Here is a 22,287-nt window from a genome sequence, read left to right as displayed (position 1 = left end):
AAGGAAAAAACCATGAACACTACAGTGGAAGAAAAGCAAGAAAAAAATCATTCCAATAAAAAAAGAATGCGTCGCAAAGGACTAACAACGGCACTATTGCTCATGGTTTTGACTGCAACAACTTGGTGGGTATGGTCAGAATTTTTTTCACCCAATACTGTTGAAACAGAAAATGCCTATACTGCTGCCGAAATTGCAGATGTTACTTCATTAGTCTCAGGCCCAGTAGCACAAGTGCAAGTTCATGATACTCAGTTTGTAAAAGCTGGTGATATTCTGGTTACTCTCGATAATGCCGATGCTGTACTAGCTGTCGAACTAGCACAAGCTCGTTTAGCACGCACAGAGCGTTCAGTCAGACAACTGTTTGCCAATAATTTAGTGTTAAAACAAAAAGTCAGTAGCCAAGCTGCAAATTTAAATGCAGCACAGGCTGATGTTACTCGTGCTAATGCAGATTTAAAACGCACCAGACTTGATCTAAATAGACAACGTAATTTGGCAAAAACAGATGCGACATCCCAAGAGAAATTGACCAATGCTGAAGCCTATTTCTCTATTGCTCAAGCAATGTACAACCAAGCTGAAGCTCGCGTTAATGTAGCAAAAGCCAATTACAACACTGCTATCGAAGAATTAAAAACTCATGCAACATTAATTGATGGGGTCACAGTCGAAACGCATCCTGATTTGCTTGAGGCACAAACAAAACTAAAACAAGCACAACTAGATCTAAGTCGAACTATTGTTCATGCGCCTATTGATGGAATAGTGAGTCAACGAAATGTTGATATAGGACAGAAAATCCAGCCAGGTCAACGGTTAATGACCATTACACCTATTGATAAAATTTACGTTAATGCCAACTTTAAAGAAGCACAACTCTCTGAAATACGCCCAGGACAACACGTACAATTGATATCAGATTTTTATGGAAGCAAGGTGCTTTATAAAGGTACTGTTATTGGTTTATCTGGTGGTTCTGGTTCAGCTTTTGCTGCAATTCCAGCTCAAAATGCCACCGGTAACTGGATTAAAGTCGTTCAACGTGTACCAGTACGTATTGAGCTAGATAAAGAAATGTTACAAAAACATCCATTAAGAGTTGGTCTCTCAATGCATGTAACCGTTAATCTAGATCCAACATATTCAGCTACTGATTTAAAAGAGGTAACTGAATGAATATGGGAAATACACCACTGAAAGGGCTCCCTCTCATTTGGGGGACTATTGCCATTGCGTTGGCTAATTTTATGATTGTGCTTGATACCACTATCGCCAATGTGTCTATTCCCACTATTTCTGGTGATCTAGGGATCTCAACTACAGAAGGAACATGGGTTATTACCTCTTATGCCGTTGCGGAAGCAATCACTGTGCCTCTTGCGGGTTGGTTGGTTCATCGATTTGGGCAAATAAGATTATTTATTTCGTGTGTTGTTATTTTTATGTTTTTCTCATTGCTATGTGGTCTTTCATGGTCATTAGAAAGCCTTGTTCTATTTCGTATATTACAGGGATTGTCTGGTGGCCCATTGATTCCACTATCAGCAACCTTATTAATCTCCATTTATCCGAAAGATAAATCGACTATTGCTGTCGCATTGTGGGGAATGACAACAGTTGTCGCTCCCATTATTGGCCCTATTCTTGGCGGATGGCTTTGTGATAATTATAGTTGGCCTTGGATTTTCTATATCAACTTGCCTATTGGTATTATTATTGGGATCTCAGCTTGGATTTTATTACGCTCTCGCGAAACAGAAACAAAACGTGTTCCTATTGATGTCATAGGATTAACTCTCTTAATTATTTTTGTTAGTGCATTACAATTAATGATAGATAAAGGAAAAGAGCTGGATTGGTTTTCTTCATCTTTTATTATCACTTGTGCCGTTATTTCTGTTATCTCCCTTATATTCTTTGTTATTTGGGAGCTAACTGATGAAAACCCTATTGTCGATCTCTCTGTTTTAAAATCGAGAAATTGGATACTTTCAACACTCGCCGTAAGCCTAATGTTTGGCTTATTCTTTGGTAATGTTGTTATCTCACCAATCTGGTTACAACAACAAATGGGCTACACTGCTTTTTGGGCCGGGCTTGTGATAGCACCAATGGGAATATTATCTGTTGTCACCTCCCCTATTGTGGGAAAACTTCTACAAAAATTAGATCCTAGATGGATTGTAACCTGTGGCATGTGCATATTGGCATTATCATTTTATTTACGTGCACTTTTTACCATTGAGGTAGGTTATTGGGAAATAGCACTTCCAATGTTTATTTTAGGCGCCGGAGTGCCCGCTTGCATAGTCACTTTAACCAGCCTTGGTGTGTCTGATTTACCAAGTGAAAAAGCCACTAATGGCGCGGGGTTACAAAACTTTTTTAGAGTTATGTCAATGGCAATTGGAGGATCACTTTCTCAAACTTATTGGGAGCATCAAGGAAAAGTCAATCGCGCAGAACTTGTCAGTATTATTGATGTTCATAATATGCCTAATTCAACAATAGATTCATCATTGAATCAGTTTTCATTATTAGTTGATCAACAAGCAATGATGTTAGCAACTAATGATTTTTATGCTTTAGCTTGTATTTTGATGTTGATATTTGCTGTCGTTGTTTGGTTTATAAAACCAAGTAAGACACCTTTAAAGCAAAATACGGGCCATTAAAAAATTCATTTATATTGACCATAAGCTACTTAACATGCGATTTTTTATAGACAAAGTGCCCCTAGCAATGAGTTGTTAAACTATTATTAGGGGCACCTTTAGTATTTTTACTTTTCGTAATATTAGAAACGTTTTACCACAGTAAATCGATAATCACGTCCTACACCTGAAACTGATTCACCTAAATAAGGGTAGTAATCACGGTTAAATAAATTTGCGACAGTAAAACGAACCTCAGTATTATCTATAAAAGAAGGTTCCCAATTTGCGAATAAACCGTGGATTGCATAACCTTTACTTTTTGGTAATGACCAATAGCCAGCATCAGGATCGGCATCCATTGGTGAACGGCGTTGAGCACCAATAAAATCCCCCGTCCATCCCATATTGACATTAATACTTGGTACTTTTACACCAAGAGTGGCATGTAAAGCATCAGGTTGAATTTCGGCAATCCATGTTTTCTGACCAAACCATGGGTCACGCGGTGATTGATCGCGCTTTCCTTTCATTGTGGAATACGCTAATCGACCAAATACATTAGGGCTATTATAAAAAGCTTCGATTTCCAACCCTTGAATATGGTATCCCGGTAAATTACGGTAGTTACCAATTGATGGCGGGCAATTTCCATTATGCCCATCCACCTTTTGACTTTCACAATAGACACCACGACGACGGAAAATTTCGTCTTTACCACGAGTATCAAATAGTGTTGTTCTTAACTGCAGTTGGTCTTCTTGTTGAATAACACTTTCAAAGTCTGCAATTGCGCCAATTCGTGCGGCTCTTACCGTTTCTTTATCTAAATGACGGCTCGTGCCAGTTAAGCTAGAAATACTTCCTTGTACTTCATATTGCTCATCAATCAATGGTGCTCGCCATGTATAGGTTAAATCACCAAAGAATCTGAAATTCTTGTTCATTTTCCATAATAAACCTAAATGAGGTGTTGCTCCGCTATAAGTTACATCAGAGTAATCATGACCATAATAGGGATCAGGATCTTGATAGGTAATAGCTCGGCTTCCCTTACCTTGGTTTTTAACGATATCGTAACGAACACCCGGTGTTATCGTCAGATTTCTATAACTCATCGAGTCTTGAAGATAGAAACTGGTTGTCGTTTGCGTACCTTCAGGCATATAAGGAGGCGCATAATATCCATAGTTATAATTCGGATTTTTAGCTTTATCGCGTGTAAACATTAAGACGTCACGATCATTACGATGCCAGCGTGTTCCTACTAATACCTTATGCTCTAAAGCACCTTGCATAACCGTGCTTTCATTTTTAATTTCAATTTGATGATTACGATAATCGACCCAACTTTGATTGCCCATGCTGCCACTAAAATAGGAGCTAGCTGTCTCTGGGCGACTATCGTTTTGTTTGGTTTTTGAATAACCGTAAGTCAGTGTTAAATTAATTAAATCTGAATCAACTGGTTGAATATTCCATTTCACACTGAAGGTGTCATCTTTTTGATCACGATAAACTAATTTGCGTTTCATCGCTGCATCAAAGCCATATTTATCTACGTCAGCTTGGCTAGGTTTAGCTAATTCATCCCGTTTAGCAGCCCAAGGTGTCCAGCCGTCACTTTCTGATCGTGATGCTGATAACGTTAATGTTTGTGCTTCGGTTAGATAGATATTGGTTTTAATTAAAAAAGAATCTTGATCGGATTGTGAATAGCCAAATTTAGTTCCATCAGGACGTCGCAGATCATCACTTTCACGACGGTTAAAATAAAATAATCCGTCCGCTTTCCCATCGAGTAATTTACCGTATACCGCACCACTATAACGATTTTGTCTATCATTCGTATGGTGACCATATTTTAAAAACATCCCAATATTCTGATCAGGTAATAATAAATCATCAGGATCTTTGGTTTCAATTCTCACCGAACCACCAAATCCACCATTACCTTGAGTAATATTATGAGGGCCTTTATCAACATCAAGACGGCGTATTAATTCGGGATCAATAAAAATTGAACCTTGGCGATATTTTTCAAAGGTTTTGGGTGTGCCATCAAGTGTGATTTTAATATCTTCAGGATTACCCATTCCCCAGATATTTAATGTTTGACCGCCAGGTCTTGGTGAGCCAGATGATGAAATTCCCGGTAACTTATCCACCAGCTCTGCAATATTATTAGGCTGAATTCGGTCGATATCTTTTAATGTCAGAACCGTACTCCCTGCATCAACACTTGAATTGAGTTCACCTGATACGTAAATAGGTTCAATAATAATCTTTTCACGCGATTTAGGTTGCGCAGGACTTTCTGATTTTGTGGATGCCGTTATTTCTGGTTTAACACTTTCAGCCGCATAGCTATTTAGTGAAGTGAGTGAAGTCAATAATAATGCTATCGCTGATGACGAAAATGAAAATATCCCAATTCCCTGACGATAAGCATCATTTTTTGCTAAGAAATGGATCATAATAGTAGTATCTTTCTGTATGGTTATTAGTTTGATAGATGATTAGAGCTGTAACTAACAGCGCCAATCATGATAATGATAATAATTATCATTATCTAGTTTTTTTGCACTTATCACTCAATACAGATAACTACACTATCGATACACTCTTGCTGGATTTAAATTTCACCTAAAATAATATTTATAATAAATTAAACTAATTTCATTAGTTATTATAAGGTATTTAATATCTCTTATTTCCATTTTCCTCATTTAATTCACTAATTATAATTACGTACATATTACTAAAGAAAATTTAATGATTTTAAAAATAAAAAGAATAGAGCAGACACGGAACAGTCTGATAATTACAGTTTTGCGGATCTTATTTTTTCTTTATTTTGAGAGCTAAATAATTATTAACTCAAGTAAATTTTAAGTCTTAGTTTTATGTTTAAATCGTAAATAAATTAAAGCATTGAAATAAAGATATTCAATGAGATAAAAATCAGCTAATAATAAAATTATGATTATGAGGTATATACGCACTTTTGAACACAAGGATGCGTCATGACAATTTATGACCTAAAACCCAAATTCCAAGCTCTATTACGCCCTTATGTAGAACAATTATTCACAAAAGGGATCACAGCAAATCAGGTCACGCTTTTTGCCTTACTGTTATCCATTGCTGTTGGTGGATTACTTTTGCTCTATCCTTACCCTCATTTATTTTTATTGCTCCCTTTTGTCCTTTTTTTTCGTATGGCTCTTAATGCCATAGATGGCATGCTTGCACGAGAACATAATCAAAAAAGTGCGCTTGGCGCGATATTAAATGAAGCCAGTGATGTTATTTCAGACATTGCACTTTATCTCCCTTTTGCCTTTATTTTTCCACAAGCCTACTGGTGGATCATGCTGGCACTTTTTTTAATGATAATGACTGAGTTCTTAGGGGTTCTTGCCCAAACAATTAATGCCACTCGTCGTTATGATGGCCCGATGGGAAAAAGTGATAGAGCCTTTATTTTCGGCACTATTGCCTTTTTTATCGGATTATTCCCCTCGCTGACATCATCAGAAAACACGCATTATCTTTTTATTATTATTAATTTATTACTTTTGTTGACTTGTTATCACCGAATTCATCGCGCACTAAAAGAAGCAACGATGACAGATAAAGATAAGGATACATCGTTATGAATCAACAACCGCAATATCAAACTCAAAGGAATATGATTGAGTCTGAATTTACCACCAGCGATAAAACACCGTTGTATTATCGCCATTGGCCAGCTCAAATTACCACTGAGCCAAAAGCAATTATTTTATTTCATCGGGGGCACGAACACTCAGGCAGAGTTTCTCATCTAGTTGATGAGTTAGATCTTCCTGATTTCTCAATGTTTGCTTGGGATGCTCGTGGGCATGGTAAAAATGAAGGCGCTCGCGGTTATAGCCCATCAATGGGAACGTCAATAAAAGATATAGACGAATTCGTTCATTACATTTCATCCAACTATAATATTCCAATGGAGAATATTCTGGTTGTTGGTCAAAGTGTCGGCGCCGTTTTAGTTACCGGTTGGGTGCATGATTATGCCCCTAAGATCCGCGGCATGGTGTTAGCTTCCCCTGCATTTAAAGTGAAGTTATATGTTCCTTTTGCACGCACAGGCCTTGCCTTGATGCAAAAAATTCGTGGGCTTTTCTATGTCAATTCATACGTAAAAGCAAAATACTTAACCCATGACCAAAGCCGCATCGATTCTTTTAATCAAGACTCGCTGATCACTCGTCCTATTGCCGTTAATATTTTATTAGAACTTTATAAAACGGCCGATCGTGTGGTTGAAGACGCAAATGCGATTACCTTACCAACACAATTATTTATTTCGGGTAATGATCATGTTGTTCACGCAAAACCTCAGCATCTTTTCTATGAGCGTTTAAATACCTCAATTAAAGAAAAGCATATTTTACCCGGTTTTTACCATGACACTTTGGGCGAGAAAGACAGGGCAATCCCCATCAATAAAATGCGTCACTTTATTGAAACCTTGTTTGCACAACCGCTTTATCAACATGATTACCAAAATGAAGATATATGGAGCCATAGTGCTGATGTTTATCGTTCATTACAGACACCACTTCCTCAATTTTGCCCCAAAAGACTCTATTACAAAGTGCTTAGTCGTTCGATGAGCACGTTAGGTAAAGCATCTGAAGGTGTGGCACTAGGTTACGATAAAGGTTTTGATTCTGGATCGACTCTTGATTATGTCTATCGCAATCAGCCACAAGGAAAAGGCTTATTTGGCCGTATCGTTGATAAACAATATTTGAACAGTATTGGTTGGCAAGGTATTCGCCAACGTAAAATCAATATTGAAAATACGATCCGATACGCTATTCGCCAATTAACACAAAATAATATGCCAGTACATATTATGGATATTGCTGCTGGGCAAGGCCGTTATCTTTTTGATGCGGTTAATGACTATGGTAAGGTCGATTCAATTTTAATGCGTGACTATAGCCCGATTAATGTTGAACAAGGCCGAATTGCTATTAAAGAACGCCACTTAGAAGACAAAGTGCGTTTTGAAGAAGGTAACGCCTTTGATGCAGAAAGTTTGAGTGCCGTTTCACCATCACCAACTTTAGGTATTGTCAGCGGACTCTATGAATTATTCCCTGAAAATCATTTGCTAAGAGAGTCTTTAAAAGGGCTATCGCAAGCCATTCCAAGTGGTGGTTTATTAATTTATACCTGCCAACCTTGGCACCCTCAGCTTGAAATGATTGCCCGTGTATTACCCAGCCACCAAGATGGTCAACCGTGGATCATGCGTTGTCGTAGTCAAGGTGAAATGGATGCACTAGTAGATGAAGCTGGTTTTGAAAAGCTCGACCAACAAATTGATCACTGGGGTATTTTTAGTGTATCGATAGCAAAACGTCGCTAATAAAATACACTATGGCTAAATGAATTATCGCTATATGGCAACATATAGCGATAATTTTAAGCAAACTGCAAAAATAGAAAAAACGATAAACAAAAAAAGGAAATTTAGTATGGAGGGAACTCAACACTCTCAAATAACATCATCAAGAAAAAGTATCTGGCTTGCTGGGATTGTATGGCTGTTATTTCTAGCCCCTTTTTTCTATTTAACTTATATGCAAGTCAATGCTTATACTTCTACTTTATCTGATGTTCCTTCTTTTGTTTATTCGTGGGAAAACGCTATTCCCTTTTTACCGTGGACAATCATTCCTTATTGGAGTGTGAATATTGCCTATGGTATTTCACTGATTATTTGTACAACGTTAAGAGAACAATTTATACATGGGCTACGTTTAATTGTTGCCTCTCTTATTGCTTGTGCTGGTTTTTTATTATTTCCTTTAAAATTTAGCTTTATTCGCCCAACAACAGAGGGATTTTCTGGTTGGTTATTTACCCAATTAGAAGGTTTCGATTTACCTTATAACCAAGCCCCTTCTTTGCACATAATCTTATTGTGGATACTTTGGTTACGTTTTCGCGCCCATACGCCAAAATCATGGCAATGGTTTTTAAATTTATGGTCATTGCTTATTGCTGTTTCTGTACTGACAACGTGGCAACATCACTTTATCGATATTATTACGGGTTTTGGTGTTGGCGTATTTATTTGCTATTTATTACCAATAAATTCGCGTTGGAAATGGCATTTTACTGGTAGTAAGCGCAGTTTACGTATTAGTAAAAACTATGCGTTATCTGCAATGGTGTTTTATCTGTTATCTTTGGGTTTGCAAGGACCCTTTTGGATCTTTCTATGGCCAGCAATCACATTAACTTTTGTGACTTTGGGCTATTTAGGCGCTGGTGCTTCTATTTTTCAAAAAAATACACAAGGTGAAATTCCACTTTCTGCACAGATAATCCTATTACCTTATCGCTTCTTTGCATGGTGTACTTATCGTTATTATTTAAAACAATGCCAAACACCGAGTTTAGTCACTGAAGGCATTTTATTAGGTGGGCGTCCTCTTTATGATCTCAACGCCAATGCGGTATTTGATTTAACTTGTGAGTGGCCAAGAAATAAGTTTAGTCAAAATAAACTTTATTTAGCACAGCCTCAAATCGATTTATTACCTTTATCTCCAGATGATATTAACAGAGCAATGTTATCAATGGAGCAACTCAATCAAGCGGGTACTGTTTATATTCATTGCAAACTAGGCTATTCGCGTAGTGCAACCATTGTCGTTGCTTGGTTGGTTTACAATGGCACAGTAGCAACGCTAGAAGATGCGATAAAAAAAGTCTCTCAAGTTCGTCCCCAAGTGATTTTAAATCCAGAAACACGAGAGGCACTACAAATTTGGTATTCACATTTTCAGCACATTAAATAACGAGACAACCATGTTAACAACTAAAACTAGCGGTAAAGTGATTGTATCTTTAACACAAAGTTGGCGCTATTTACTGTTTTTATCACTTTTTCCTTATTTGAGTACATGGCCTGTATTTAGTCTACACTTTCATCATCAACTGACTTTTTTTGTTGCTTCTTTTTTATTTTTATTTACCCAATATTTTCTTTTTCGTTTATGGCTTGATAGTCATTTTTTTCGGGCTCTTTATCGTTATCAAGATGATATTAGCTTTGATGAAAGTCTCTCTATATTATTTCCTAAACGCCCCCAAAAACAGACAATGGAAGCTCGCTGGCTAGGGACTAAACGTCTATTTTCTTTTGCAATAATTGGCGTTTCAGTTCAATGGATATGGTGTTTGACGATGCTCTTTTTTACGCTTTTTAGTTATTAAAAGGCTCAATGAACAACCTTATTTAGCATATAAAACAATATGTTATAACAATTAAATATAAAGATTTATATCAAATTAATTGAACATTTCTATCACAGTAATTCTTTTCTCAAAAAAATGACTCATGTTACTATCATTTACCTTACAAATGATTTTTTATGAGTATTATGGAAAACACCGCACCACAAACATCACTTAGCAAAGGTCTTATTCTGCTAATGGCCGTTGCCACAGGCATGGTTGTCGCCAGTAACTACTACGCACAACCTCTACTTGATTCTATCGCAAATTATTTTCATATATCAGCGACTTTAGCCGGATTTATTGTCACCACGGCACAACTCAGCTATGCCGTAGGACTGATGCTATTAGTGCCTTTGGGCGATATTTTTGAACGCCGTTCACTCATTATTACCATGACATTAATTTCTGCCAGTGGGCTATTAATTACTGCGATGGCAACGAATATTTGGGTGATGTTAATAGGTACCGCACTCTCTGGTATGTTCTCTGTTGTCGCTCAAATTCTAGTTCCTTTTGCAGCCACTCTCGCTGCACCACACCAACGAGGAAAAGCCGTTGGCACAATTATGAGTGGCCTTTTGTTGGGTATTTTACTGGCTAGAACAGTATCTGGGCTGATGGCGTCATTTACAAATTGGCAAGGTATTTTCTGGGTTGCGAGTGTTTTTCTAACAATCTTAGCTATTACGTTATGGCGTTGTTTACCCACTTATAGAAGTCAAACAAACTTAAATTACTTTCAGTTATTAGGTTCTATCTTCAAATTATTTGTTACAACCCCGGTACTTCGAACTCGTTCAGTAATTGGCGCGCTGATTTTTGCCCACTTTGGCTTATTGTGGACATCAATGGCCTTTTTGCTGGCGGCAGATCCATTTAACTACTCTGATGCAGTTATTGGATTGTTTGGTCTTGTGGGCGCTGCGGGCGCATTGATGGCAGGAAAAGCAGGCGTATTAGTCGATAAAGGGAAAGGCAAGAAAACCACCACTATCGGATTAATTATCCTCCTTCTGTCTTGGGGTTTTATTATCATTGCGCCTTATTATCACTGGGTTGGACTCATCAGCTTTATTATTGGCGTTGTCCTGCTAGACTTAGCTGTTCAGGGTGTACATGTCACAAATCAAAGTACCATTTATCGTATTTTACCTGATGCTAGAAATCGCCTAACCGCGGCTTATATGACAAGCTATTTTATTGGTGGGGCATTAGGCTCTTTATTATCAGGTTATGCCTATCATCAATATGGATGGATGGGGGTTTCTATTGCTGGACTGGTTATTGGCATTATCGGTCTTATTGTTTGGTTATTAGGTTATAAAAATGATCCAATAATCCATGCTGAATAATTTTTAGACCCAAGGATGGGCTATATTATTCCTACAATCCCACTCTAATCAGAATAAAATGTGAATGTTTTAACAGCGTGATTACTATTAATGTATATCATCATCCCATTCTTTATTAAGAAAATTATATCAATCTCATCAATAAAGCACTGTATAAATAATTTCAATTCGGTATTATCCACAAGGTAACCATTGGTGATTAAAATAAATTTATTACGTGTTTTATCGTAAAAAACGATCCATTTTTTCGCAAATAGACTACTATTCATAGTCGGATAAGTGATAAATTGATTTTATTAACTTATTGCAAAGAGATAAGTACCTATCCTTTTTTTTGTGTTATCATTCAGAAAATTTATGAATCAGGTAACATAATCAAAAAAACATAGTGACTATAAATAATAAAAATTGCTAAATTGTGTGTTTAATATACCATTTAACATGTTGATAACAGCATTATCCTAATTTTCGAAACTAACAAGGTGTCTAAAAATGGAAAGCTCATTTACGCCAACAGAAGAATTACTAAACACTCGCGCTACACAACAGAAATCGCTTAACAAAGATATTCCTTATCAAGAAATTTTGTTAACTCGCCTTTCTATGCATGTTCAAAGCAAACTTCTTGAAAGTCGTAATAATATGTTGAAGTCTCAGGGTATTAACGAGACGTTATTTATGGCACTAATGATTTTAGATACGACAGAAAATCGTAGTATTCAACCTTCAGAGCTAAGTGCTGCGCTGGGCTCTTCAAGAACAAATGCAACACGCATTGCTGATGAACTTGAAAAACAAGGTTGGATTGAGCGTCGTGAAAGCCATAATGACCGCCGTTGTTTGCATCTCCACTTAACGGATGCCGGTGAAGAATTTTTAAATAGCTTATTACCTCCACAGCATCAATGTTTAAAACAAATCTGGTCAGTGTTAGATCAACAGGAACAAAAACAGCTTGAAACGCTAATGCGTAAGTTGTTATTACAACTGGATACTTTGGCTGAAAAAGAGTGTGAATAAGCCATATAATAAATAGTTTTATTGATCTAATCCTATTTACGCCATAAATCGGCAAACATACTTATCCATTAGCATTTATAATTTACCTTCACGCTAATAATTATTCTAAGATTGACTTTATAATTATGTTTCCAGTTTCAATACTGGAAACATATCTAATGATGTTTTTCTGGTTTTATGGAGATCTTCTAAATGAGTGTTAATGAGGAAAATACCCCCCCTCAGGCTCCCATTCGCAATAAAAAACGAACTCGCCGAAATGTTCTACTGCTGCTGACTATTCTATTTATTTTAGCTGGGGTGGCTTACACCGCTTATTGGTTTATGGTGTTAAGACATCATGAAACAACTGATAATGCTTATGTCACAGGCAATCAGATCATGATTATGCCGCAGATTTCTGGTTCTGTTACCACCGTTTATGTTGATAACACCGATTTTGTAAAAGCGGGTGACCCTTTAGTTTTATTAGATTCAAGTGATGAAAAACTGGCTTTAGAAAAAGCAAAAACAGCATTAGCGAATAGTGTTCGTCAAATGCATCAACAAATCATTAATGGTCGCCAATTAAAAGCAAACATCGCTTTACGCGAAACAGAACTAACTAAATTACAAAATGACCTTCGTCGCCGTGAAGTTTTAGGCGAACGCAATGTGATTGGTAAAGAAGAACTTCAACACGCCAGAGAAGCTGTTTCCACTGCAAGGGCAGCTTTAGAAGTTGCTAAAGAGCAATACAATGCTAATCAAGCGATTATCTTAAATACACCAATTGCACAACAACCTTCCGTTCTACAAGCATCAACTGATGTTCGTAATGCATGGCTTGCCTTAGAACGTACTAAAATTTTAAGTCCAACAGATGGCTATGTTTCACGTCGTAGCGTTCAAGTAGGTGCTCAAGTCGCACCAGGCAAACCTTTAATGGCTATTGTTCCCGTAACAGGTATGTGGATTGATGCCAATTTTAAAGAAACTCAGCTCGCTAATATGCGTATCGGCCAACCAGCAAAAATTACAACTGACTTTTATGGTAAAAAAGTAATTTATCATGGCACTGTATTAGGTTTAGATATGGGAACTGGAAGTGCTTTCTCATTATTACCAGCTCAAAATGCTAGTGGTAACTGGATAAAAGTTGTTCAGCGATTACCTGTTCGTATTTCATTAGATGAAAAAGAATTAGCAGAAAAACCACTGCGTATTGGCCTTTCTTCAGAAGTTACCGTTGATACGATTAACCTCGATGGAAAAGTATTATCACACAGTGAACGCCAAGTACCTGCTTATCATACTGATGCATTAACTATTGATATGTCAGCGATTAATAAACTGATCAATGAAATTATTGAACAGAATGCGGGACAATAAAGGCGAGGTGTAAAGGTGATTAAAGAGCCATTACAAGGAGGAAGACTTGCCTTAATGACCATCGCCCTTGCGTTGGCTACCTTTATGCAAGTTCTCGATTCTACAATCGCTAACGTCGCTATTCCAACAATTGCAGGAAACTTAGGTGCCTCTAATTCACAGGGTACCTGGGTTATTACCTCTTTTGGTGTAGCAAATGCTATTTCTATTCCAATTACAGGTTGGTTGGCAAAACGCATTGGTGAAGTTCGACTCTTTATGTGGTCAACAGCACTTTTTGCATTAACGTCTTGGCTTTGCGGTATTTCACAAAGCCTTGAAATGCTGATTTTCTTTCGTGTGCTTCAAGGGTTGGTCGCTGGGCCACTAATTCCTTTATCACAAAGTTTATTATTGAATAACTATCCACCAGCTAAGCGAAATATGGCACTTGCACTATGGTCAGTAACCATTGTTGTCGCGCCAATTTTAGGCCCCATTTTAGGGGGCTATATTAGTGATAACTATCATTGGGGATGGATATTCTTTATTAACGTTCCATTTGGTGTGTTGATTATTATGTGTATATCAAACACCTTAGCTGGGCGAGAAACAAAAACCGAAATTAAACCAATTGATACCATTGGTCTTGTTTTACTTGTTGTTGGTATAGGTGCTTTACAAATCATGCTCGATCAGGGTAAAGAGCTTGATTGGTTTAACTCAACAGAAATCATTGTACTCACCATCGTGGCAGTTGTTGCCCTTAGCTTCTTAATTGTCTGGGAGCTTACAGACGATCATCCAGTGATAGATCTTTCACTCTTTAAAAGTCGAAACTTTACTATTGGGTGTGTCACACTCAGTCTCGCCTATATGATCTATTTCGGTACCATCGTTTTACTGCCACTGCTTTTACAAGAAGTCTTTGGCTATACAGCAACATGGGCGGGATTAGCATCAGCATCGGTAGGTTTATTGCCTTTAATTATCACACCGATTATAGGTAAGTTTGGTGGTAAAGTGGATTTACGCTATATCATCAGCTTCAGCTTTATTATGTTTTCTGTGTGTTTTTATTGGCGAGCTTATACTTTCGAACCAGGAATGGATTTTGCTACTGTGGCATGGCCCCAATTTTGGCAAGGTTTAGCGGTTGCGTGTTTCTTTATGCCATTAACGACAATGACATTATCTGGATTACCCCCAGAAAAAATGGCATCAGCGTCAAGTCTTTCGAATTTCTTAAGAACATTGGCTGGGGCAATTGGTGCATCGTTAACTACGACAATTTGGACACAAAGAGAATCACTTCACCATGAAACCTTTGTAGAAAAAATTAATCCACTTGATCCTGATTCACAAATGGCATTCCAACAAATGAATGATCTTGGTCTTTCAAATGAACAGGCATCTGCCTATTTAGCAAAAACCATTACAGAACAAGGATTAATTATTTCAGCCAATGAGATTTTCTGGTTAGCAGCAGGTATTTTCCTTATCATGATGATTGTGGTTTGGTTTGCTAAACCGCCATTCTCTCCAGGAAAATAACGCAATTCACGTAGATCTTATATATAAAAAAACCGCTTAAATCACAATGACTAAGCGGTTTTTTATCAATCTTTATTTAAAACTATAAAGCAATTAGCCTTGGTGCTGACGCCACCATTCTGCTAGTAATACACCTGAGGCAACAGAAACGTTTAAGCTCTCTACGTGCCCTGTTCCGCCGATGTAAATGCTCATATCACCTTGATTTAAAGTGCTTTCACTTAAGCCATCTTTCTCTTGACCTAAGATAAGTACCATTTTTGCAGGTAATTGTGCTTTTGATAATGGCACACTGCCTTTATGGCTTGATGTTGCCACCAGCGTATAACCCGCTTTTTTAAATTTATCTAAAGTTTGAGCAAAGTTATCAGCATCAATACCTTGGATATATTCAGCACCACCTTCTGCAGTACGAACAGCTGCACCAGATTCTAATACAGCAGAATCAGGAGAGATAACCCCTTTTACGCCAAAATGCGCACAACTACGCATAATTGCACCTACGTTATGTGGATTACCTACATCTTCCAGAGCTAATACACAATCACTCTCAGGAGCATCTTTCAGATAAGTTTCTGCATCATGACCAACACGCTTTTTAATTAGGAAGCATACCCCACCATGGTGATCGGTGCGGGCGGCTTTGACCATCTCTTCTTCTTCAACAACGTGATAGGCTTTACGATTTGCAGCCATCCATTTTAATGCGTCACGAAAACGTGGCGTAACGTCTTGTAAAAACCAAGCACGAACAATCGCATCAGGACGGTTTTTAAACATTGCCTGACAGGCATTTTCACCATAAATACGTGTTTCTTCTAAGCGCTGACGACGAAGTTGTTCAGGATCGATTTGACTCTTACCCGTAATGCCATCGTGCTCTTTTATTGCCTCTTCACCAGCAGGGCGAGAAACAGTTTTCCATGGAGAAAAACTTCCGCCTTCGCTATCGCGAGAAGGTTTTGATTCATTACGTGATGCGCCACGCCCTGAAGGCTTACCTGCACCGCGGTCATCACGACGAGAAAATTTGTTATCACCACGTCTGTTATCGCGATTTTTATCATCACGGCTATCACCGCGTCTGTTATCACGATTTTTGTCGTCACGGTTATCACCGCGTCTGTTGTCACGGCTATCACCACGACCATTTTCAGGACGACGGGATGGTTTTTTAGGTTTATTATCGGCATTGTCCTCACTACGGACATACATCACTTTTACTTTGCCGTTTTTACCTTCATAAGAATCGTTCATTTGTCTCTCCAACTGCAATAGGGGCGCAGATTACATGATAGTTTAGCAACTGTCACCGAGAGAATCACGCATAGGAATCGATAAACTAATCAGGATCAATTGATAATTAAATTCAGTATAGATATAAGCAATATATCAATATGATTTTTATGAAAAAAAAGTGCTGAATAGTTTGTTTGTTTTTAACATGATAAAATCCGTTTCTTTTTTATTAGTGTTGGTTTATTTGCTATGCATGACAATGCAGTCTCTCGACTTCGTCAATATCGACTTTCAGTTTCAACCCGTCCTTTTAAAGCCAGAGGATTTCGGATAAAACGCTGTAGCTTCTGCTTATTACCTGAAAAGCAGTGCCTTTGTGACACAATTGTCAGCCAACCTGCAAAAAGCCAATTTTGTTTATTGATGTATGATACTGAAGTAATGAAACCAAGTAATACAGGGAAATTAATTGCCGATGTATTACCAGACACGCAGGCATTTTTATGGTCCCGTACTACTCCTGAACAGGCCTTGCTTGACCTAATCAATACACCAGATAAGCAAGCTTATGTTGTCTTCCCTGAAAGCTATGCTTCGAGTAGGCGTGTTGTATATAACCAGCTCCCAGTTAATAGCAAACCCCCTCTGTTTATCCTTTTAGATGGCACATGGAGTGAAGCGCGTAAAATGTTTCGTAAAAGCCCTTACCTCGATTCATTACCTATCTTTTCACTTAATGAAGCCAGTAAATGTGATTACGTGCTTCGCCAAGCCGCAAGAGAAGATCAACATTGTACTGCTGAAGTAGCTGCGTCTATTTTAGAAAATGTGGGTGATATAAGTGCATCACAACAACTCTTTTCCCATTTTAGTTACTTTCGTCAACAATATTTAATCGGAAAACCAGACCGCCGTCAGGCAAAAGAAGAGTAAATCAGCTACATTGAATAAAAGTTGATAAGCAAACTCTGGAGTGGATATGAGCCAACGAGGTCTTGAAGCACTATTGCGTCCTAAATCTATTGCGGTAATTGGTGCCTCTGAAAAATTAGGTCGTGCAGGAACCACTATGATGAAAAATCTACTCAGTGGTGGATTTAACGGACCTGTGTTTCCAATTAATCCCTCTCGTGGCTCTGTCTCTGGGGTTTTTACTTATCCGTCTATTGATAAATTACCCCAAGTTCCTGATCTAGCAATTATCTGTACCCATCATCACCGTAACCTTGAATTACTAAAGCAATTAGGTGGATCAGGTTGTAAGGCTGTTATTGTCCTTTCAGCACAGCCTGAACAGTTTCAGCCAATAAAGTTGCTCTGCCAGCAATATCATATCCGTTTGCTAGGCCCTAATAGTTTGGGCCTTTTAGCACCTTGGCAGGGACTAAATGCCAGTTTTTCACCTCTCCCTGTTAAAAAAGGAAAACTTGCTTTTATTTCACAATCGGCGGCTGTCGCCAATACTATTTTAGATTGGGCTTATTATCGCAATATTGGGTTTTCTTACTTTATTGCCTTAGGAGATAACCAAGATATACAAGTCGATGACTTATTGGATTTTCTAGCAAGAGACAGCAAAACTAGCGCTATTTTATTGCATTTAGAGCATATTAAAGATGCTCGCCGTTTTATGTCTGCCTCTCGAAGTGCTTCACGCAACAAACCTATTTTGGTCATAAAAAGTGGTCGTACCCAAAAAGCGCAGCTGTTATTGGGTGATACGCCAAGTTATGACATCGCTTATGATGCCGCATTTCAACGCGCAGGGTTATTACGCGTACAAGATACTCATGAAATGTTTTCTGCCGTAGAAACTCTTAGCTATATGACGCCCCTAAAAGGCGAAAGATTGATGATTATGAGCAATGGCTCTGCACCTGCAGCCATGGCGATAGATGAGCTATTTTTGCATTCAGGCAAGCTGGCTAAACTGACAGATGAAACAATGCAAAAACTACAAAGTGTTATTCAAGAAAAAAACACCATCCGTAATCCATTAAACTTGGGTGATGATACAACCGTTGATCGCTATGTTGCAACGCTCAATTGCTTATTAGATAGTCATGATCATGACGCTTTATTACTTATTCATACCCCAAGTGCTATTGCACCAAGTATTGAAACAGCACAACGCGTCATAGAAGCCATCAATAAACACCCTCGACGTAAATGGCTGACCGTTTTTACTAACTGGGGCGGAGAATATTCATCTCAACAATCACGAAAATTATTTAGTGAAGCGGGTATTCCTACTTATCGCACCCCTGAAGGTGCTGTTACTGCATTTATGCATATGGTGGAATATCGTCGGAACCAAAAACAATTAAAAGAAACACCTGCATTGCCTTTAGATGTCAAAATGAATACGCAACAAGCGCACCGCTGTATTGAAGAGGCATTACAGAATAAGCAATATCGATTAGATACACACCAAGTTCAGCCAATTATGGAAGCTTATGGTTTCAATACACTTCCTACTTGGATTGCTCATAATGCACAAGAAGCGGTAAGTATAGCGGAAAAAATTGGCTATCCCGTTGCACTAAAATTACGTTCTCCGGATATTCCTCATAAATCTGAAGTTCAAGGTGTCATGCTTTATCTACGTGACAGTACTGAAGTTTCATCAGCGGCTCATGCTATTATTGAACGAGTAACAGAGCTCTACCCTCAGGCTCAAATTCAGGGTTTATTAGTGCAAAGTATGGCAAATCGAGCAGGCTCTCAAGAGCTGCGAGTGGCAATTGAGCAAGATCCTATTTTTGGCCCATTAATTCTATTGGGTGAAGGGGGAGTTGAGTGGCAAATTGAAACTAAGGCCGCCGTTGCATTACCGCCTCTGAACATGGCACTTGCCCGTTATTTGGTAATTAACGCCATTAAAAGTGGAAAAATACAGCCAAGAAGTGCTTTACAGCCTCTAAATATCTTAAGCTTAAGTCATTTTTTGGTACAGGTTTCTCATCTACTTTTAGATTGCCCACAAATAGTTAGGCTAGATATTCACCCATTACTGGCTTCTGGCAATGATTTTACTCTATTAGATGTTGCAATGGAGTTAGCACCACTGCAAGGTGATCCCCACCAAAGACTTTCTATCCGCCCTTATCCTAATGAATTAGAAGAAACATTTTATCTAAGAGATAGCAATCCTTGTTTTATTCGTCCTATTTTGCCTGAGGACGAACCTCTACTAAAAACGTTTATTAACCAAGTGACAAAAGAAGATCTTTACTATCGTTATTTTAGTGAAATAAGTGAATTTACTCATGACGATCTCGCGAATATGACTCAAATTGATTATGATCGAGAAATGGCATTTGTCGCCATTCGAAATCCAGATGATCAACCTGAAATCATTGGTGTAGCCCGTGCAATGGCAGATCCGGATAATCAACATGCTGAATTTGCTATCCTTGTACGATCTGATTTAAAAGGAAATACTCTAGGTCATCAACTTATGACTAAACTTATCAACTATACTAGAGTACATGGCATTAAACGTTTAACCGCAATAACCATGCCTGAAAATCGCAACATGATAAGTTTAGCGAAAAAATTAGGTTTTTCGGTTGAAGTACAGTTTGATGAAGGAATAGTGAATCTTGACTTGCTTCTTTGATCCTCAAAAGAGATGTAAGTGCGATAATCATAAGTGAAAGTTTTGTTATGTGATTATTCACGCATCCTTTGATAAATTAGCTATATATGATGATTTTATGCGTACATCCCATATAACTAATGTTATGATCAGAAGATCGGTTAAAGAAAATCTACATGGACGATGGCTCCATCTGCCATCATAAACAAGAGAACTAAGCACTGTGATGTTGTCTAAACTAAAACTTGCTAAGCATCAACAACACCTTGCACAACTGCCTAAATTAGCTCAGTCAGTTGCTGATGTTGAAACGCTTTATCAGACGTCCGCGTTTCGCAGCACCTTATTGAAATATATTGCTCAAGCCAAAAAAGAGATCTTTATTACAGCTCTTTATTTAGAGCACGATGAGGCTGGTGAAGAGATCCTTGATGCACTTTACACCGCAAAACAACAACGTCCTGAATTATCCATTACCGTTATTGTTGACTGGCACCGTGCTCAACGTGGGCGAATTGGTGTCTCTGCTGATGCGACAAATGCAGATTGGTATTATCATGTTGCACAGCAGCATCCTGATATAGAGCTCCCTATCTATGGGCTCCCTGTTAATACTCGTGAAGCACTAGGTGTATTACACCTTAAAGGCTTTATCTTTGATGATACGGTTATTTATAGTGGTGCAAGCATTAATAATGTGTATTTGCATAAGCTAGATAAATATCGCTATGACCGATATCATATTATTCAAAATAGTGAATTAGCGACCACAATGAAACAGTTTATTGTGAATGATCTTCTGCAATCTGAAGCTATTCAACGTCTTGATATTAAAGATAGAGTTCGTTGTGCTGAAATAAAAAATTGCATACGTCAATTTCGTTTTAATTTACGCACGCGTGATGGCTATGATATTAAAGCCAATGCTTCTAATCATGAATTAGCAGTAACGCCTTTAGTAGGTTTAGGTAAGAAAAATATCTTAAATAAGACCATTTCTCACCTAATGGCTTCTACAGAAGAAAAATTAGTTATTTGTACACCTTATTTTAATTTACCAGCGATCCTTGTTCGTCAAATCAGCCATTTATTAAGAAATGGCAAACAAGTCGAAATTATTATTGGTGATAAAACGGCAAATGACTTTTATATTCCACCTGAAGAGCCGTTTAAAATTATTGGTGCCCTGCCTTATCTCTATGAAATCAATCTGCGTAAATTTACCCAGCGTTTCCAACGGTTTATTGATAATGACCAATTAACAGTAAGGCTCTGGAAAGACAGTGATAATACCTATCACTTAAAAGGTATGTGGGTTGATGATAATTGGCAATTGATTACAGGTAATAATCTTAACCCACGAGCATGGGGATTAGATTTAGAAAATGCGATATTAATTCATGATCCTAAACATGAATTGCATGAACAACGGCATAAAGAGCTAGCCTGTATTCGCCAAAAAACACGTATTGTAAAACATTACCAAGAGCTAGAAAGTATTAAGCTTTACCCACTTAAAGTGAAAAAATTAATCAAGCGATTACGGCGTATTCGTGTTGATAGATTAATTAGCCGTATACTTTAACGCCAGCACTTCCTGCTTCGAAGCCTTACTTAATATCAGTAAGGCTTTTTTGTATTAACAATCATCTTCTATACTCTACATATCTTATTTATGATCATAAATTCTCTGTGAGAAGGCTTTTATTTTTATGAAACTAAAGCTCAAATATGGTTCTGTGATTATTTTATTTTCAATAATGACTTTAACAGGTTGCCAGTCATTTCATTTTGCCAATGATAATTGGCGAGGAAAAGATAAAGCTCAACATTTCTTATTTTCTATGGTGGCATCAGCGGGTGCGAATGCTTATGCAGATCATCAAAATTATGGCCATAAAGAAGGTATTTTAATCGGTCTGTCGTTTTCGATTAGTTTAGGAGCAGCAAAAGAACTTTATGATAGTAGACCCGAAGGAACAGGCTGGAGTTGGCATGATTTTGCTTATGATGTTGTTGGTGCGGCTGCAGGTTCATTACTTTATCAACAATTAAAGTAATATTTTTCTATTTAAAACACCAAACGCAAAAAAGCCAACCCATTGGGTTGGCTTTCTCGTCTTATTTAATGCCTGGCAGTTCCCTACTCTCACATGGGGAGACCCCACACTACCATCGGCGCTACAACGTTTCACTTCTG

Annotated in this window: 16 protein-coding genes; 14 read left to right on the top strand and 2 right to left on the bottom strand. The window is 37.9% G+C overall.

Annotated elements, in window-relative coordinates; genetic code table 11:
- The first annotated feature begins 12 nt into the window (after positions 1 to 12).
- Positions 13 to 1,182, top strand: a complete 1,170-nt coding sequence (locus DK866_RS14655) for an HlyD family secretion protein (protein ID WP_109409496.1) — start codon at positions 13 to 15, stop codon at positions 1,180 to 1,182.
- Entirely contained in the window at positions 1,179 to 2,681 is a 1,503-nt protein-coding gene (locus tag DK866_RS14650) for a DHA2 family efflux MFS transporter permease subunit (RefSeq protein WP_244179711.1), read from the top strand. Before DK866_RS14655 ends, DK866_RS14650 begins: the two co-directional genes overlap by 4 nt.
- A 122-nt stretch (positions 2,682 to 2,803) precedes the next feature.
- Here DK866_RS14650 and DK866_RS14645 read toward each other — a convergent pair whose 3' ends face one another.
- On the bottom strand, positions 2,804 to 5,137 hold the full coding sequence (locus DK866_RS14645) for a TonB-dependent hemoglobin/transferrin/lactoferrin family receptor (RefSeq protein ID WP_109409495.1): 2,334 nt from the start codon (positions 5,135 to 5,137) through the stop codon (positions 2,804 to 2,806).
- Between the two features lie 549 nt (positions 5,138 to 5,686).
- Here DK866_RS14645 and DK866_RS14640 point away from each other — a divergent pair.
- The 8 genes from DK866_RS14640 (at position 5,687) to emrB (ending at position 15,247) form a co-directional block, all read left to right on the top strand.
- Positions 5,687 to 6,322, top strand: a complete 636-nt coding sequence (locus DK866_RS14640) for a CDP-alcohol phosphatidyltransferase family protein (RefSeq protein ID WP_109409494.1) — start codon at positions 5,687 to 5,689, stop codon at positions 6,320 to 6,322.
- Positions 6,319 to 8,088, top strand: a complete 1,770-nt coding sequence (locus DK866_RS14635; RefSeq protein WP_109409493.1) for a bifunctional alpha/beta hydrolase/class I SAM-dependent methyltransferase — start codon at positions 6,319 to 6,321, stop codon at positions 8,086 to 8,088. Before DK866_RS14640 ends, DK866_RS14635 begins: the two co-directional genes overlap by 4 nt.
- A 109-nt stretch (positions 8,089 to 8,197) precedes the next feature.
- Positions 8,198 to 9,529 (top strand): phosphatase PAP2/dual specificity phosphatase family protein, encoded by a 1,332-nt coding sequence (locus DK866_RS14630; RefSeq protein WP_109409492.1) that lies wholly within the window; start codon positions 8,198 to 8,200, stop codon positions 9,527 to 9,529.
- Between the two features lie 10 nt (positions 9,530 to 9,539).
- Positions 9,540 to 9,947 (top strand): hypothetical protein, encoded by a 408-nt coding sequence (locus tag DK866_RS14625; RefSeq protein WP_109409491.1) that lies wholly within the window; start codon positions 9,540 to 9,542, stop codon positions 9,945 to 9,947.
- 167 nt (positions 9,948 to 10,114) lie between these two features.
- Positions 10,115 to 11,323 carry an MFS transporter gene (locus DK866_RS14620; RefSeq protein ID WP_109409490.1) on the top strand — a complete coding sequence of 403 codons (1,209 nt, stop codon included), beginning with the start codon at positions 10,115 to 10,117 and terminating at the stop codon, positions 11,321 to 11,323.
- Positions 11,324 to 11,815: 492 nt separating this feature from the next.
- On the top strand, positions 11,816 to 12,343 hold the full coding sequence (gene mprA / locus DK866_RS14610) for a transcriptional repressor MprA (RefSeq protein WP_109409488.1): 528 nt from the start codon (positions 11,816 to 11,818) through the stop codon (positions 12,341 to 12,343).
- Positions 12,344 to 12,535: 192 nt separating this feature from the next.
- Entirely contained in the window at positions 12,536 to 13,714 is a 1,179-nt protein-coding gene (gene emrA, locus DK866_RS14605) for a multidrug efflux MFS transporter periplasmic adaptor subunit EmrA (protein WP_109409487.1), read from the top strand.
- A gap of 15 nt (positions 13,715 to 13,729) precedes the next feature.
- On the top strand, positions 13,730 to 15,247 hold the full coding sequence (emrB, locus tag DK866_RS14600) for a multidrug efflux MFS transporter permease subunit EmrB (RefSeq protein WP_109409486.1): 1,518 nt from the start codon (positions 13,730 to 13,732) through the stop codon (positions 15,245 to 15,247).
- 93 nt (positions 15,248 to 15,340) lie between these two features.
- Here the strand turns inward: emrB and DK866_RS14595 are convergent, their stop codons facing one another.
- On the bottom strand, positions 15,341 to 16,504 hold the full coding sequence (locus DK866_RS14595; RefSeq protein ID WP_109409485.1) for a tRNA/rRNA methyltransferase: 1,164 nt from the start codon (positions 16,502 to 16,504) through the stop codon (positions 15,341 to 15,343).
- A 231-nt stretch (positions 16,505 to 16,735) separates the two neighbouring features.
- Here DK866_RS14595 and DK866_RS14590 point away from each other — a divergent pair, with 231 nt between their 5' ends.
- The 4 genes from DK866_RS14590 to DK866_RS14575 all read left to right on the top strand — a co-directional run bounded on the left by DK866_RS14590 (position 16,736) and on the right by DK866_RS14575 (position 22,147).
- A complete protein-coding gene (locus DK866_RS14590) occupies positions 16,736 to 17,419 on the top strand; it encodes a tRNA-uridine aminocarboxypropyltransferase (RefSeq protein WP_109409484.1) in 684 nt (227 codons plus the stop codon).
- A gap of 46 nt (positions 17,420 to 17,465) precedes the next feature.
- Positions 17,466 to 20,108, top strand: a complete 2,643-nt coding sequence (locus DK866_RS14585) for a bifunctional acetate--CoA ligase family protein/GNAT family N-acetyltransferase (protein ID WP_109409483.1) — start codon at positions 17,466 to 17,468, stop codon at positions 20,106 to 20,108.
- Between the two features lie 205 nt (positions 20,109 to 20,313).
- On the top strand, positions 20,314 to 21,672 hold the full coding sequence (gene pssA / locus DK866_RS14580) for a CDP-diacylglycerol--serine O-phosphatidyltransferase (RefSeq protein WP_109409482.1): 1,359 nt from the start codon (positions 20,314 to 20,316) through the stop codon (positions 21,670 to 21,672).
- 127 nt (positions 21,673 to 21,799) lie between these two features.
- On the top strand, positions 21,800 to 22,147 hold the full coding sequence (locus tag DK866_RS14575; RefSeq protein ID WP_109409481.1) for a YfiM family lipoprotein: 348 nt from the start codon (positions 21,800 to 21,802) through the stop codon (positions 22,145 to 22,147).
- Positions 22,148 to 22,287 lie beyond the last annotated feature (140 nt).

Origin of the sequence: Proteus genomosp. 4 str. ATCC 51469 (genome assembly GCF_003144375.1) — a bacterium.
Taxonomy (GTDB): Bacteria; Pseudomonadota; Gammaproteobacteria; order Enterobacterales; family Enterobacteriaceae; genus Proteus.
The sequence above is the reverse complement of the archived record's forward strand: the minus strand, read 5'-3'. Positions and strand labels throughout refer to the sequence as shown.

Coding starts and splice junctions, on each gene's coding strand:
- DK866_RS14655 (WP_109409496.1), top strand. CDS start 13: ATGAACACTACAGTGGAAGAAAAGCAAGAAAAAAATCATTCCAATAAA.
- DK866_RS14650 (WP_244179711.1), top strand. CDS start 1,179: ATGAATATGGGAAATACACCACTGAAAGGGCTCCCTCTCATTTGGGGG.
- DK866_RS14645 (WP_109409495.1), bottom strand. CDS start 5,137: ATGATCCATTTCTTAGCAAAAAATGATGCTTATCGTCAGGGAATTGGG.
- DK866_RS14640 (WP_109409494.1), top strand. CDS start 5,687: ATGACAATTTATGACCTAAAACCCAAATTCCAAGCTCTATTACGCCCT.
- DK866_RS14635 (WP_109409493.1), top strand. CDS start 6,319: ATGAATCAACAACCGCAATATCAAACTCAAAGGAATATGATTGAGTCT.
- DK866_RS14630 (WP_109409492.1), top strand. CDS start 8,198: ATGGAGGGAACTCAACACTCTCAAATAACATCATCAAGAAAAAGTATC.
- DK866_RS14625 (WP_109409491.1), top strand. CDS start 9,540: ATGTTAACAACTAAAACTAGCGGTAAAGTGATTGTATCTTTAACACAA.
- DK866_RS14620 (WP_109409490.1), top strand. CDS start 10,115: ATGGAAAACACCGCACCACAAACATCACTTAGCAAAGGTCTTATTCTG.
- mprA (WP_109409488.1), top strand. CDS start 11,816: ATGGAAAGCTCATTTACGCCAACAGAAGAATTACTAAACACTCGCGCT.
- emrA (WP_109409487.1), top strand. CDS start 12,536: ATGAGTGTTAATGAGGAAAATACCCCCCCTCAGGCTCCCATTCGCAAT.
- DK866_RS14595 (WP_109409485.1), bottom strand. CDS start 16,504: ATGAACGATTCTTATGAAGGTAAAAACGGCAAAGTAAAAGTGATGTAT.
- DK866_RS14590 (WP_109409484.1), top strand. CDS start 16,736: ATGCATGACAATGCAGTCTCTCGACTTCGTCAATATCGACTTTCAGTT.
- DK866_RS14585 (WP_109409483.1), top strand. CDS start 17,466: ATGAGCCAACGAGGTCTTGAAGCACTATTGCGTCCTAAATCTATTGCG.
- pssA (WP_109409482.1), top strand. CDS start 20,314: ATGTTGTCTAAACTAAAACTTGCTAAGCATCAACAACACCTTGCACAA.
- DK866_RS14575 (WP_109409481.1), top strand. CDS start 21,800: ATGAAACTAAAGCTCAAATATGGTTCTGTGATTATTTTATTTTCAATA.